The sequence below is a fragment of the Rhizobium sp. BK313 genome (assembly GCF_014193655.1).
Lineage (GTDB): Bacteria > Pseudomonadota > Alphaproteobacteria > Rhizobiales > Rhizobiaceae > Rhizobium.
Genome location: NZ_JACHZQ010000013.1, coordinates 1 through 13,113 on the forward strand (window position 1 = coordinate 1; position 13,113 = coordinate 13,113).

Below are 13,113 nucleotides of genomic sequence, written 5' to 3' on the forward strand. Positions count from 1 at the left end.
ATCCTCCCCCCGAAACCAAGCTCTTCTAAACATCAATAGATCACCAAATGCCCGCAGCCAGCCGGCCGCGCTGCGTTCCAACGCCCCAATCACCAAACACAAACATAGCCAACCAAGCCATGCCGTGGACCTGTGACCTCCTGATGTAGAAGGTCGATCTTGAACGGTGTCTAATCTCAACCGAAAGAAACTGGCCCTCTGACGCGGGCATCAAGCGAATCGCGCTCGCGCCGACATGAAAATATTGTGCTTTCGCACGACCGAAACGCTTTTCGGGTGGGCCGTGACCGGCATTTCAGGTCATATGCGTCATTGTCGGCGGCGTAGCGGATTCGCCGCGATCAGACGAACAGAGGCAGCGAGTTTATCGTCTTGCCGATTCAGTCCGGTCCCAATGAGAGGATATCGGCATGGCCAAGACGGCGCGACGTGCGCAGAAGGATTATGTCTACAAGATCGCGAATTCACCTGTCGGCAGGCTGAAGCTGGTGGCTAGCCATGAGGGTTTGGCGGCGATTCTGTGGGATATTGACCGGCCAAATCGTGTTCGGCTGAATATCGTCGCAGAGGATGCTAACCATCCCGTTCTCATAGAGACCGAGCGGCAGTTGCGGGATTATTTCGCCGGCGAACGACAGATTTTTGATCTGCCGCTCGATTTCTCGGGCACGGAGTTTCAAAAGAAAGTATGGCAGGCGCTGCTCACCATTCCCTTCGGTGAAACGCGTTCCTATGCGCAGATTGCCGCCCAGATCGGTGCGCCCAGGGCGATACGGGCGGTGGGCGCCGCCAATGGCAAGAATCCGATCTCCATCATCACGCCCTGCCACCGGGTCATCGGAACCGCGGGGGACCTCAGGGGATTTGCCGGCGGTCTGCAGCGGAAGACCTATCTTCTGGGATTTGAAGGCTCCGAGACCAAAACGTTCAATTTTGCAGCTTGATGGATTGGCTACACCCGGTCTGGCAGGAGATCGATCTAACAGCAATGGCAAAACAGCCCGCTTGTCGAATCAAGCGGGCTGTTTGTGCTTCTGGCCTCAGCCATTGAGACCGGTCGGCTGGCCCGGTTTCCCAGGCCAGCCATCGGCTCATATCAGCCTTCAAGCCACTTCACTTGCTCCGGCGTCAGCTTGATGTCGAGCGCCGAAAGACTGTCTTCCAGCTCGGCGATCGTGCGTGGCCCGATCAGCGGGATGACCGGGAAGGGCTGCGCGACCACATAGGCGAGCGCGATGTGGATCGGATTGCGGCCGAGCTTTTGCGCGAGCTCGATCGCCCGGTCACGACGGCCGAAGTTGCGCTCGGAATACCAGACACGGACCAGTTCTTCCTCGCCCCGCTTGTCACGACCGGCGCGGTCGGTGAAGAAGCCGCGGCCCTGGCTCGACCAGGCGAAGTTCGGTATTTGCTTCGCATCGAGCCAGGTTCTCCACTCGTCGTCCGAGGCGGCGACGCATCCGGCCCAGATCGGATCGAGCATTTCTGCCAGCGAGAAGTTGTTGGAAAGAGCCGCCGGCGCCGTCTTGCCATTCTTTTCGGCATAGGCGATCGCCTCGTCGAAACGCGCGCGAGTCCAGTTGGAGCCGCCGAAGACACCGCGGATGCGCCCGGCTTTGACCTCGGCATCCATGGCATCGACGAATTCACCGACCGGAACCGCCGTGTTGTCGCGATGCATGAAGTAGATATCGACATAGTCGGTCTTCAGCCGGTTCAGCGACTGGTCGAGCTGTTTGCGGATCATGTCCGGGTAGCAGAGGGGGGAATGCGCACCCTTGCCGATTAGCACGATCTCCTCACGCGGAACCCTGCGGCTGGTGTGCCAGTCGCCGAAAATGCTTTCCGTCTTGCCGCCGCCATAGACATAGGCCGTGTCGAAAGCATTGCCGCCGGCTTCATAGAAGGCGTCGAGCGTCAGCGACGCGGCGGCGAAATTCGGGAAGAATTCGAAGCCGAGCGTGACGATCGAGGCCGGCTTGGCAATGCCCGGAATTGTGCGCTTCGGGACGCTGTTGCCCCTGGTGACCGTTGCGCCGGCGATGTTCGTCGTCCGCCGTGTTGCCTTCTCGACCTCATATTCGAGGCCGACGGAGGCGCGCCATTGGTCGAGAACACGCAAGTTTCCGATCGAATCGGCCCAGCCGATGCCCGGATAGGCGAATTCCTTGCTTCCGGCACGAATGGCGTCGCCGGCGGCATCGACCTCGAAGGAATAGAGCCAGCGGTCTTCCTTGACCTCAATGACCTGCGTTTCCGCGCCCTTGATGAGCTCGATCTTGCCGACGCCGCCCTTGTGGCCCGAAGCGAACCAGAAATCCTTGACTTCCAGGCGGCCGTCCGAGCCGATGATGCGCAGCGTATTGTCCTGCTGCGCCATGATCGAGCAGGAAACTTCGGCGATGATGTTGTTCGGGAACTTCAGCACCGCCGAAGCCCATTCGTCGACGCCGGTCTGGCCGAGATGAGCGACGCCGGAGACTTTTTCCGGTTCCAGGAACGGCTTGCCGTTAGCGGCGCCTGCGATCAACCGCGCCATCGATACGGGATAGCCCCCGACATCCAGGATACCGCCGCCGGCGGTGTCATTGGCAAACAACCGGTGCTCCGGCTTTACCGTGCCCATGTTGAAGCCGAAGGAGGAGCGGATAATGCGGATCTCGCCGATTGCGCCGCTTTTCACCAGCTCGATCAGCTTCGCCGTCTGCGGGTGGACACGGTACATGAAGGCTTCGCCGGCGAAGACGCCGGCCTTCTTTGCTTCGTAATAGATCGCCTCGGCATCATAGGCCGACAACGCGATCGGCTTTTCAACGAGCACATGCTTGCCGGCGCGGATCGCCTTGATCGCCCATTCGGCATGGCCGGTATGGGGCGTGGCGATATAGACGGCGTCGACGTCGATATCGGTCAGCAGCGCCTCATAGCCATTGACGATGCGCGCGCCTGGGAAGCTTTCACCAAGGCCTGGCTTGCCGGGATTGCGGCTTGCGATGGCCACCAATTTTCCGGTGCGCGAATGGGCAACGCCGTCGGCGAAGGTCTGGGCGATCTTGCCGGGGCCGATAATTCCCCAGCGGATGGGTGCGTCTGTACTCATAAAACGGTCCTTTCGTAAGTCTGCATGCTGTCTTGGAAGGATTGGAGGACGGCGCTATCGCAATCGGTTACCGGCGCCGTCGAAGAGGAATGTCTTGGCTGCGGAGAGCGCGACGGTCAGTGTGTCGCGATTGCCGGTGTTGCGGGATTCCTCCCGCTCGATGACGATTTGCTCGCCGCCGGCGACGTTGGCGTAGATGTAGCTGGTATTGCCGAGATGTTCGGCGACATCGACGTCGACGGTCATGTCGACATCACCACGGCCGGCCTCAAGAAAATGTTCGGGACGGATGCCGAGCGTCACCGCCTGGCCGGTTTCGACCTGAGCCGCGTTGATCGGCAGCGACAGGCGAACCTCGCGTAGGTTCTGCAGGGCAACGGTGATGCTGCCGGTCTGTTTTTCGACGATCTCGGCCGGCAGGAAATTCATTTTCGGCGAACCAACGAAGCCGGCAACGAACTTATTGGCGGGATCGTCGTAGAGATCGAGCGGGGCGCCAATCTGTTCGATATTGCCGCCGCGCAGCACGACGATCTTGTCGGCAAGCGTCATCGCCTCCGTCTGGTCGTGCGTCACGTAGATCATTGTGGTGCCGAGCTTCTTGTGGAGGCGCGAGATCTCGACGCGCATCTGCACGCGCAGTTCCGCGTCGAGATTGGACAGTGGCTCATCGAACAGGAAGATCTGCGGCTCGCGCACGATGGCGCGGCCGATGGCGACGCGCTGGCGCTGGCCGCCGGAAAGCTGTTTCGGCCGGCGTTGCATCAGCTCGGTGATCTGCAGGATCTCCGACGCCTGTTTGACGCGGCGGTCGGTATCGGTCTTCGGGTTGCCGTTCATGCGCAGGCCGAAGCTGAGGTTCTGCTCGACGGTCAGGTGTGGGTAAAGCGCGTAGGACTGGAACACCATGGCGATGCCGCGGTCGGCCGGCTCGACATCGTTGACGGTGCGGCCGCCGATCTTGAGTTCGCCGCCGGTGATGTCTTCCAACCCGGCGATCATGCGCAGCAGCGTGGACTTGCCGCATCCGGACGGTCCGACGAAGACGACGAATTCGCCGTCCTTCACATCGAGATTGGCGCCGTGGATGATTTCCAGCGAACCGTAGCGTTTGACGATATTGTTGAGGGACAGTTCTGCCATACGGGTCTCCCGGAATTATTTGATTGCGCCGGCGGCAATGCCGGCGATGAAGTGGCGTTGCAGGAGAACGAAGACGATCAGGATCGGCGCCGTCAGCATGACCGCACCGGCCATGATGCCGCCCCAGGAGACCTTGGTGAGGCCGATCAGCGTTCCCAAGGCGACCGGCGCCGTCATCATGCCCGGCCGGGAGTTGACCAGCAGCGGCCAGAGGTAGTTGTTCCAGGAGGCCAGGAACAGGATGATGGCGAGCGCGGCCATGGTCGGCCTTGCCAGCGGCAGGGCGATACGCAGGAAGATCTGCCACTCCTTGACGCCCTCGACGCGGGCGGCGTCGAAAAGCTCGCCCGGCATCATCGAAAAGGCCTGGCGCATGAAGAGCACGCCGAGCGAATTGAACAGCGGCGGCACGATCAGCGCGGTCCAGGTGTTCGCCAGATGGAAGTTGCGCGCCACCATGATGAATTGCGGAATAACGACGACGGAATAGGGCAGCGTGATCGTTCCGAGGATGATGCCGATGACGACGGACTGACCGAGGAAGCGATAGCGCGCTAGCGCCCATCCGGCCATCGAGGTCAAAAGAACCGACAGGAAAGTATAGATGACCGCGACGACGATGGAGATGGTCATGGCACCGAAGAAGTTGGTGTCGGCTTGCAGATTCCGGACATTGTCCAAGAAGCTCGTCGACGGTGTCATGATGATATCCGGGCTGAAAATGCCGTAGTCCGGCATCGTCGAGAAGATGAACATCATCCAGAGCGGAAACAGCCAGATAATGGCAAGTGGCGTCAGCAGGGCGTGTAGCGCGACTGATCGCATCAGATTGGATTTGGACTTGGATTTCATTTCGGTTCGCGCCCCACCCAGAGATTGAGAAGAGAGATGGCTACGGCGAGCGCCGCCATGGTGTAAGCAATGGCCGAGGCATAGCCGAAGTTCAGCGATTGGAAACCCTGGCGATAGAGCAAGAGGCCGAGCGTCTCCGTGGCACCGCCCGGACCGCCGCGATTGGTGATCAGGAAGGGCTCGGTGAAGAGCTGCATCGTACCGATGACCGACAGCACCACGCAAAAGAGGATGATCGGTTTCAGTAGCGGCAGGGTAATGTAGAAGAATTGCTTGACGCGGCTTACACGGTCGAGCGTGGCGGCCTCATAGACATCCTCCGGGATCGATTGCAGCCCGGACAGGATGATGATGGCGTTGTAGCCAGACCAGCGCCAGGTCACGGCGATGATGATCAGCAGCATGGCGGCATGTGCTTCGGAAAACCAGGAAACCGGTGCGATGCCGACGCCGCCCAGCAGCTTGTTGATGATGCCGAAATCCACGTTGAACATCAGCCGGAAGACGGCAGCATAGGCCACTTCGCCGACCACGACGGGAGCGAAGAAGGCAAAGCGGAAGAGGCTCCGCGCCTTCAGAAGCGGAGAGTTCAACAGTACCGCCATGACGGTCGCGAGCGAGATCATGACCGGAACCTGGATCACCAGGATGATCAGCGTGTTTGCGAGCGCATTGTAGAAGGCCGGGTCGCCGAACAGGCGCGCCCAATTGATCGAGCTGAATACCCACGGATTGACGCGCGTGTTCTGAAACGAGATCAGGAATGAATTGATGATCGGCCAGATCCAGAAGGTGGCGAACACGAGGAAATAGGGTGCAAGGAACGCGTAGGCGCTCCGGTTTCGCAACCGCATGAAAGCCTTCTCCTTTTATGCCCAATGATTTGGCGCGTGAGACCACATCCCCGCCGCCCTTGGGGCGGCGGGGATGCCGGGCGCGGCTTGGAACGCGCGGCCGGCTGTGTCACTCACTTGGCGACCGGCAGTCCGGTTGCGGAAGCGATCTGCTGAGCAGCGTCGGCAAGCGCGGTCTTTCCGTCCGGATAGCCGCCGGCGAGGTACTTCGTCTGTACTGCCCTAAAGACGGCATCGGCATCACTAAAATACTGGGTGCCTGGGCTGGGACTAATCTTCGGCAGGGTTCCGAGGATATCGACCCAGATCTTTTGATTGTCGTAATAGGGCAGCGGCTCGTTGACGAAGGGGTCCTTCACGGCTGACAGCAGCGACGGCACGAGGCCGAAGGACTTCAGCATGGTGACCTGCCCTTCATTGGTGCCGAGAGCGTAGTTGACGAACTTCCAAGCGGCCTCCTTGTTCGGCGAGTTCTCGGCGATTGCCAACGAAGAACCGCCGAGGTTGGCAGCATGCTGGCCGTCCGGCGTCATGCTCGGCATCATGTAGACGCCCCACTTGCCCGAGAGATCCGGCGAGGTGGAGCGGATGGTGCCGTCATACCAGCCGCCATACATCTGTGTCGCGACCTTGCCGGCCGTGTTGGACTGAACCTTTTCAGCCCAGTTGGCGGCGGTCAGGGTGCCGGCGTCCTTCATTGCCTTGACCTTGTCGAGCGCTGCGATGCAGGCCGGCTGGCTGATGGTGATGTTCTGGCTATCGGCCGAAAAATAGCCGCAACCCTGCTCGTTGGCGAGCATGCGGAACCATTCGCTGTCGCCGTTAAGGTCGGCCTGCGACATGACCACGCCCGGATTGGCGGCAGAGATCTTCTTGCCGGCAGCGATGAAATCGTCCCATGTCTTGATCGATGCTGGATCGATGCCGGCGTTCTTGTAGAAATCGCGACGATAGAACATGGCCACAGGACCGGAATCCCACGGCATGGCGTAGGCGGCATCGCCAACCTCAAGCTCGGTGCGCTTGAAATCCGGGAATTGCTTCTTGATGTCGTCGGTGTAGCCCAGCTTCGTCAGATCGGTCAGGCAGTCTGGGAACCGGTTCCAGAAGATCGCGGCCTTGTGGTTTTCGATCGACATGATGTCAGGCAGTCCTTCGCCGCCGGCTGCGCAGGCAGCCAGCATCTTGTCGAAGACCTGCGGATTGCCGATATCCTGCACATCGACCTTGATATCCGGATATTTCTTGTTGAAGCCCTCGAGCGTGGATTTCAGCGCCGATGCGGCGACGTTCCAGCTCCATACGGTGATAGTGGTTTGCTGGGCGAAGGCAGACCCGGTAGCAAACAACGCGACGACTGCCGTCGCGCCAAGAAGTTTTAAGCGCATTGAAAATCCTCCCTTTTCAATTGCCGTCCTCTAGCGAACGCGCTTAAACTAGCTGTCGGTACGCTTCTGTCTCCTAAAAAAGGAACATCGAGTTGGCGGAAAGTAAGGTGGGTCATCGAGCGGTCTATCAGCCGGGTGCGAGCAGCATCGAGGGGCTGCCGACGACCCTGCAGATGTTTCATACCCATCCGCCCCCGATGGTGAAGCCGCATTGGCATGCGCAGGTCGAGGTGAACTACCTTATACGCGGCACGGTTCACTACCGTATGAACGATCATGAAATTCAGCTCCACGCCGGCGATATCTGTCTGTTCTGGGGCGGACAGCCGCATCAGATGGATGATTCGTCGGAGGATTCGATCTATGCCGGCGCGCATCTGCCGCTGGTGCATTTTTTCCGCATGCGCCTGCCGCTCGATATTTCGGGCCGCCTGATGCGGGGCGAGACCCTGGTCACCTCGGCGACAGACGCAGCCGACAACGAGAATTTTGCCCGCTGGTATCGCTATGCCCGCTCCGGTGACCCGGCCAAGGCCGAACATGCCGTCGCCGAACTCCTGCTGCGCCTCGAGCGCATCGCCTTCGAGCCTTATCTCATGCTGCCGGAAAAGCGGGAGTATAAGCCGAGCGAGCAGGTCCATCCGCAATCGTCGCGCAGCCTGGCGCGGATGTGCGATTTCGTTGCCGGCAATTTCCTGCACGATATCGATACGGTCGATATTGCCAAGGCGGCCGATCTGCATCCGAAATATGCAATGAACCTCTTCAAGAAATGTACCGGCATGACGCTGAGCAAATATGTCAACCTGCTGCGCCTGTCGCGCGCCCAGGCGATGCTGATGCGTGACGGCGCCAATGTGCTACAGGTGGCGATGGACAGCGGCTTCGGCTCGATCAGTGCCTTCAACAAATCCTTCCGTCATATTGCCGGCATGTCGCCTTCGGATTTCCGCCGGGACATGCGGATGGTTACAGCAATGAGCGTCGAAGGCGCGCAGCCTTCTCTGCGCCGATCCGCCCCGCAATTCTAGCCATTGGCCTCTTGCCGTTGCTGCCGATATGGCGCACTCCTCAGAGCATATTCTTTGAGGGAGATTTTCATGCGGCAATTTTCGGCATGTATCGAATGGCTGTTCGCCCGCGAAGGCGACGATTTTGCCGACCGCATCCGGCTGGCGCATCAGGCCGGTTTGAGTGCGGTCGAGTTCTGGCGCTGGACGAACAAGGATTTGGATGCAGTCGCGTCCGCGGTAGCGGAGACGGGAATCGCCGTTTCGGGTCTGGTCGCGGAGCCGATGATCGCGCTGACGAATCCGGCTAATAAAGAGGCTTGGCTGGAAGGGCTCCGGAAATCCGTCACGGTAGCGCAGCGCCTTGGCGCTCCGGTTTTGATCGCGCAGGCGGGTGATGATCTGCCGGAGTTTTCGCGCGCCGCGCAGCGAGCGGCGTTGGTTTCCGCCTTCAGTGCCGGCGCCGATGTCCTGAAGGGCTCGGGTGTACGCGTCGGCCTTGAGCCTCTGAACACCAGGATCGACCATGTCGGCTACTATTTGTCCTCAACGGTGGAGGGCTTGGATATCGTCGACGAGGTCGGCCGGCCGGAAATCGGCATCGTCTATGATATCTACCACTCGGCCGTCATGGGCGAGCGAACGGAGGATGTCGTCGGTGGGCGGGTCGATCGCATCGTGCATGTCCACGTCGCCGATCACCCTGGCCGCAACGATCCCGGCACTGGCGGAATCGATCTGCTCAATCGTCTGAACTGGTTGTCTGCCCACGGCTATAACGGCAGGGTGGGTCTCGAATACAGGCCGAAGACCGAGGATGCCGAGGCGGTTCGCGCGGTGGTGAAGTCGCTTACGGCTTGACGGTCAGACCGGCTCGAGCACGCCGAAGACGGCGACCAGCGCGATGACGACGATACCGAGGATGATCTCGGCGATGCTGCCGAGACGGATGGCGTTCAGAGCTCGCACTCGATCGCGTCGGATCCGAGGGACGAGGACATAACGGTTGACGATCGCCAACAGGCTCATGCCGGCGACCAGTGCGATCTTGATGGCAAGCAGCGCCTGATAGGGGGACGACCAGTCGGTCGGCAGGCGCTGGAGGACCAGCATGGTATTGATGATACCAGAGGCGATGACCAGCGCCACGGCGCTATGTCCGGCAGTGGAGAAGCGCCGAAGCGCCAGCAGCGCCTCCGCCCGGGATTGGGGTGTATTCAAAAGCCGGAGAATGGGGATCAGCGGCACCAAAGCGCCCAGCCAGCCGCCGCCGGTCAAGACGTGAAGGATATCATTGGCGCGGTGCGCCAGCCTCAGCCAGCCCTCATGCATCGATGCGTGTCCAGTCAGCGTGAGGGCGGCAAGACCGAGACCGGAGCCCAACGCCACGCCCTGGCCGCGCCAGTGCCTTGATGGCAGGAAAGCGAGAACAAGGATAAGGGCCGCGGCGGCTTGCGCCTGCCAGGCTTGCCCGACCGTCGTTTCGAACAGGACATCGTAGATCGTGCCGGCATTGAAAGCATCGCTCCATCCGTTTCCGATGGTCGCGGTTTCAAGCGGCAGCGAGATGAGGGTTGTCAGGCCGGCGATCAGCGCCGTGAGGAAGGGTGCGGTGCCGAACATGCGCCACACCTTGTCGGCGAGCGCTTTCGGCACGAGAAGCCAGAGAAAGGCCGAGGCGCCCCACAGAAGCATCAGGGATGCATCGTGAAAAAAGCGGCACGCCTCGAGCGCTGTGTTGGGATCGATCAAGGTTTTACTGTGAACGTGTAGCTGCCATTGGTCTTATGGCCATCGGTGGAAAGAGCATGCCATTCGACAGTGTAGGTGCCGGCGCTAAGGGTCTCGGAGACGGGAACCATCAGCACGGTGTCGTTCTGCATCAGCATGGAGTCGCCGAGCTTGACGGCGGTCTTGCCCGGGCCGGTGACCTTTATGCCGGAAAATTTGAGGTTCAGGCCTTCGGTGAAGGTGAGATCCAGTTCGCTGGGCGAGCTCTTGACCGTGCTGTTGTCCGCAGGGGTCGCCGACTTCAGGTGCGCATGCGCAAAGGCCTGACCGGCAAGGCCGAGAGCGACAATGGCAGCGAGGCCGAGCCTGGTAATGGTTTTGGTCATAAAAATTTCTCCTGTTGGGTTACCGAGCGCGATAGAATTGTGGACATGCCGTGTCAACTTTCACTATGAGGAATGGCTGTGTTCGGGACGCTTTGCCGCAAGGCATCCTCTACTGGTCGCTTCCATCGACATAGACGTCAGGCGGAAGCGTTTATTCCCGAACTCGGCAAAGAATTGTCGCTTTTCGATTATTTCTGCTTACGACGGTTAGAGCGCTCGGGATGGTGACATTTCGATGAGGGAGTTTCATGGCGGAAAATACGATACGCGAGAAAGTGACTCGCGGCTTCAGCCAACGCCGGCGTCGCGATCGGCTCGATACCTTGGACATGCCGACCTATGTGATCGGCGACGTACATGGTTGCTACGAGCTCCTGAGCGCGCTCGAACGCAAGATTTTTGCTGATGCCGCCGAGCTGCCCGGCCGCAAGCTGATTATCATGCTGGGCGATTTCATCGATCGCGGTCCAGCCTCGGCGCAAGTCGTCAGCCGGCTGATGGCACCGCCGCCGAATGGTTTTGAGCGGATCTGCCTCACCGGCAATCACGAATTGGCTATGCTCGCCTATGCCGATGGCGAAATATCTCTGGACGATTGGGTGGCGCTCGGCGGCGAGGCGACGCTGAATTCCTATGGCGTGGATATCCAGACGTTGCGACGGCAATATTCCCGGCAGAAAAAACTCGACACCTTCATCCGAACCTGGCTACCCGACGATCATCTCAACTTTCTCCGCCGGCTGCCGATCCTGCTGGATACGCCGGAGGTGCTGTTCGTCCATGCCGGTATCGATCCGGAGCGGCCGATCGCGGCGCAGGCGGATGACGACCTCGTTTTCATCCGCTCGCGCTTTTACGACAGCGCGCAGCCGCTACCGAAGCTGATTATTCACGGCCATACTCCGGTGAGGCAGGCCGAGGCGCATGGGCTTCGGCTCAATATAGATACCGGCGCCTTCCGTTCCGGAAAGCTGACGGCGGCGCGTTTATGGCAAGGCCGCATCCACGTCACCTCGACCTGAGGCTAGAGCGCCGTGCGTTCGTATGAACGCACAAGGGTCGCCTTACTCTTTTGAACCTAGTGGATGCCGCCGGCTTACACGTTGCCGATGCAGAGATATTTCATTTCGAGATAGTCGTCCGCACCGTGACGCGAGCCTTCGCGGCCGAGGCCGGATTGCTTGATGCCGCCGAAAGGCGCGGTCTCCGCAGACATCAGGCCGGTGTTGATGCCGACCATGCCGTATTCCAGCGCTTCGGCAACCCGCCAGACCTTCTTCAGATCGCCGGCGAAGAAATAGGCGGCAAGACCGAATTCGGTGTCGTTTGCCTGGGCAATCACATCGTCCACCGTCTCGAAGCGGAAGAGCGGCGCGATCGGGCCGAATGTTTCCTCGCGGGCAACCTTCATGCTCCTGTCGATGCCGGTCAGGATGGTCGGTGCGAAGAAGGTGCCGGCGCCTTCGATGCGCTTGCCGCCGGTAAGCACCCTCGCGCCCTTCGACACGGCGTCGCGAACGTGATCCTCGACCTTGGCGATGCCCTGCTCGTCGATCAGGGGGCCGATGGTGACGCCTGCCTTGAAACCGTCGCCGACCGAAAGCTCCGCCACTTTGGCGGCGAGCTTGGCAGCAAAGGCGTCGTAGACGCTAGACTGTACATATATCCGGTTGGCGCAGACGCAGGTCTGGCCGGCATTGCGGTATTTCGAGGCCAGTGCTCCCTCGACGGCGGCGTCGAGATCGGCGTCGTCGAAAACGATGAAAGGTGCGTTGCCGCCGAGTTCCAGGCTGACTTTCTTGATCTGGTCGGCGCATTGCCGCATCAGGATGCGGCCGACTTCCGTCGAGCCGGTAAAGCTGATCTTGCGCACCTTGGCATTACCGCAGAGTTCGCGGCCGATCGCCGGGCCGTCCAGGCCGACGATGATGTTGAGAACGCCGGCCGGAATGCCCGCCTCCTCAGCGAGGACTGCGAGCGCGATCGCCGTCAGCGGCGTCTGCTCGGCAGGCTTCGAGACAACCGTGCACCCGACGGCAAGAGCCGGTGCAATTTTCCGGGCGATCATCGCCGCCGGGAAATTCCAGGGTGTGATCGTACCGACGACGCCGACCGGCTGCTTGATGACGACCATGCGCTTGTCATTGGACGGCGCGGGAATGGTCTCGCCATAGATGCGCTTGGCCTCCTCCGCATACCATTCGACATAGGATGCGGCATAGAGGATCTCGCCTCTCGCTTCCGGCAGCGGCTTGCCCATCTCGGCCGTCAGGATCGCCGCCAGCTCATCGGCATTGGCGACCATCAGATCGAACCATTTGCGCAGGATCGCAGCGCGTTCCTTGGCCGGGCGGGCGGCCCAGGCGACTTGTGCGATGTAGGCAGCATCGATCGCGGCTGTCGTCTCGGCGGCTCCCATATCGGGCAGCGAGGCGAGCACTTCGCCGGTAGCGGGATTGATGACATCGAATATCTTCGTCGCCCCACCCGCCGTCCAGACGCCGTTGATATAGCCAGCGGCGCGCAGGAAGCGCGAAGAGAAGGGGACATGCTTGGTCATTGCGGTCGTGAAGGACATGGTATGCACTCCGGAGAAGAGTTTTTCGCCTGCCGGAAAGGCGGCAGTTAATGAAGAATCAGAAGGTGAAC

The 13,113-nt window shown here is 60.4% G+C and carries 12 protein-coding genes; 4 read left to right on the forward strand and 8 right to left on the reverse strand.

All coding sequences use genetic code 11. From position 1 onward, the window contains the following. The first annotated feature begins 410 nt into the window (after window positions 1–410). Window positions 411–944, forward strand: coding sequence for a methylated-DNA--[protein]-cysteine S-methyltransferase (locus FHT86_RS35725; protein WP_133704684.1), 534 nt, complete (start codon window positions 411–413; stop codon window positions 942–944). A 152-nt stretch (window positions 945–1,096) separates the two neighbouring features. On the opposite strand, the gene FHT86_RS35730 is transcribed toward FHT86_RS35725, so the two are convergent. The 5 genes from FHT86_RS35730 to FHT86_RS35750 form a co-directional block, all read right to left on the reverse strand. Then, window positions 1,097–3,100, reverse strand: coding sequence for an aldo/keto reductase (locus FHT86_RS35730; RefSeq protein ID WP_133704683.1), 2,004 nt, complete (start codon window positions 3,098–3,100; stop codon window positions 1,097–1,099). 54 nt (window positions 3,101–3,154) lie between these two features. Then, window positions 3,155–4,243: an ABC transporter ATP-binding protein gene (locus tag FHT86_RS35735; protein ID WP_133704682.1), complete on the reverse strand. Its 1,089-nt coding sequence runs from the start codon at window positions 4,241–4,243 to the stop codon at window positions 3,155–3,157. Between the two features lie 15 nt (window positions 4,244–4,258). After that, complete coding sequence (locus FHT86_RS35740; RefSeq protein ID WP_133704681.1) at window positions 4,259–5,095, reverse strand: carbohydrate ABC transporter permease; 837 nt, start codon at window positions 5,093–5,095, stop codon at window positions 4,259–4,261. After that, window positions 5,092–5,949: a carbohydrate ABC transporter permease gene (locus tag FHT86_RS35745; protein ID WP_133704680.1), complete on the reverse strand. Its 858-nt coding sequence runs from the start codon at window positions 5,947–5,949 to the stop codon at window positions 5,092–5,094. Before FHT86_RS35745 ends, FHT86_RS35740 begins: the two co-directional genes overlap by 4 nt. Window positions 5,950–6,062: 113 nt before the next feature. After that, window positions 6,063–7,337 (reverse strand): ABC transporter substrate-binding protein, encoded by a 1,275-nt coding sequence (locus tag FHT86_RS35750; protein ID WP_133704679.1) that lies wholly within the window; start codon window positions 7,335–7,337, stop codon window positions 6,063–6,065. An 86-nt stretch (window positions 7,338–7,423) separates the two neighbouring features. On the opposite strand from FHT86_RS35750, the gene FHT86_RS35755 reads away from it, so the two are divergent. Together FHT86_RS35755 and FHT86_RS35760 are read left to right on the forward strand one after the other, a co-directional pair. Beyond that, window positions 7,424–8,368, forward strand: a complete 945-nt coding sequence (locus FHT86_RS35755; protein ID WP_133704678.1) for a helix-turn-helix domain-containing protein — start codon at window positions 7,424–7,426, stop codon at window positions 8,366–8,368. A 69-nt stretch (window positions 8,369–8,437) separates the two neighbouring features. Beyond that, entirely contained in the window at window positions 8,438–9,208 is a 771-nt protein-coding gene (locus FHT86_RS35760) for a TIM barrel protein (RefSeq protein ID WP_133704677.1), read from the forward strand. Between the two features lie 3 nt (window positions 9,209–9,211). Here FHT86_RS35760 and copD read toward each other — a convergent pair whose 3' ends face one another. Both copD and copC read right to left on the reverse strand, forming a co-directional pair. Continuing rightward, entirely contained in the window at window positions 9,212–10,099 is an 888-nt protein-coding gene (gene copD / locus FHT86_RS35765; RefSeq protein WP_133704676.1) for a copper homeostasis membrane protein CopD, read from the reverse strand. Further along, on the reverse strand, window positions 10,096–10,464 hold the full coding sequence (gene copC / locus FHT86_RS35770) for a copper homeostasis periplasmic binding protein CopC (RefSeq protein WP_133704675.1): 369 nt from the start codon (window positions 10,462–10,464) through the stop codon (window positions 10,096–10,098). Before copC ends, copD begins: the two co-directional genes overlap by 4 nt. Window positions 10,465–10,712: 248 nt before the next feature. Here copC and FHT86_RS35775 point away from each other — a divergent pair, with 248 nt between their 5' ends. Then, window positions 10,713–11,486 (forward strand): metallophosphoesterase family protein, encoded by a 774-nt coding sequence (locus tag FHT86_RS35775; RefSeq protein ID WP_133704674.1) that lies wholly within the window; start codon window positions 10,713–10,715, stop codon window positions 11,484–11,486. 74 nt (window positions 11,487–11,560) lie between these two features. On the opposite strand, the gene FHT86_RS35780 is transcribed toward FHT86_RS35775, so the two are convergent. After that, window positions 11,561–13,042, reverse strand: coding sequence for an NAD-dependent succinate-semialdehyde dehydrogenase (locus FHT86_RS35780; protein ID WP_133704673.1), 1,482 nt, complete (start codon window positions 13,040–13,042; stop codon window positions 11,561–11,563). Window positions 13,043–13,113 lie beyond the last annotated feature (71 nt).

What these genes read in the sequence shown, in the direction of transcription:
- FHT86_RS35725 (WP_133704684.1), top strand. Translation starts at nt 411, where the DNA reads ATGGCCAAGACGGCGCGACGTGCGCAGAAGGATTATGTCTACAAGATC.
- FHT86_RS35730 (WP_133704683.1), bottom strand. Translation starts at nt 3,100, where the DNA reads ATGAGTACAGACGCACCCATCCGCTGGGGAATTATCGGCCCCGGCAAG.
- FHT86_RS35735 (WP_133704682.1), bottom strand. Translation starts at nt 4,243, where the DNA reads ATGGCAGAACTGTCCCTCAACAATATCGTCAAACGCTACGGTTCGCTG.
- FHT86_RS35740 (WP_133704681.1), bottom strand. Translation starts at nt 5,095, where the DNA reads ATGAAATCCAAGTCCAAATCCAATCTGATGCGATCAGTCGCGCTACAC.
- FHT86_RS35745 (WP_133704680.1), bottom strand. Translation starts at nt 5,949, where the DNA reads ATGCGGTTGCGAAACCGGAGCGCCTACGCGTTCCTTGCACCCTATTTC.
- FHT86_RS35750 (WP_133704679.1), bottom strand. Translation starts at nt 7,337, where the DNA reads ATGCGCTTAAAACTTCTTGGCGCGACGGCAGTCGTCGCGTTGTTTGCT.
- FHT86_RS35760 (WP_133704677.1), top strand. Translation starts at nt 8,438, where the DNA reads ATGCGGCAATTTTCGGCATGTATCGAATGGCTGTTCGCCCGCGAAGGC.
- copC (WP_133704675.1), bottom strand. Translation starts at nt 10,464, where the DNA reads ATGACCAAAACCATTACCAGGCTCGGCCTCGCTGCCATTGTCGCTCTC.
- FHT86_RS35775 (WP_133704674.1), top strand. Translation starts at nt 10,713, where the DNA reads ATGGCGGAAAATACGATACGCGAGAAAGTGACTCGCGGCTTCAGCCAA.
- FHT86_RS35780 (WP_133704673.1), bottom strand. Translation starts at nt 13,042, where the DNA reads ATGTCCTTCACGACCGCAATGACCAAGCATGTCCCCTTCTCTTCGCGC.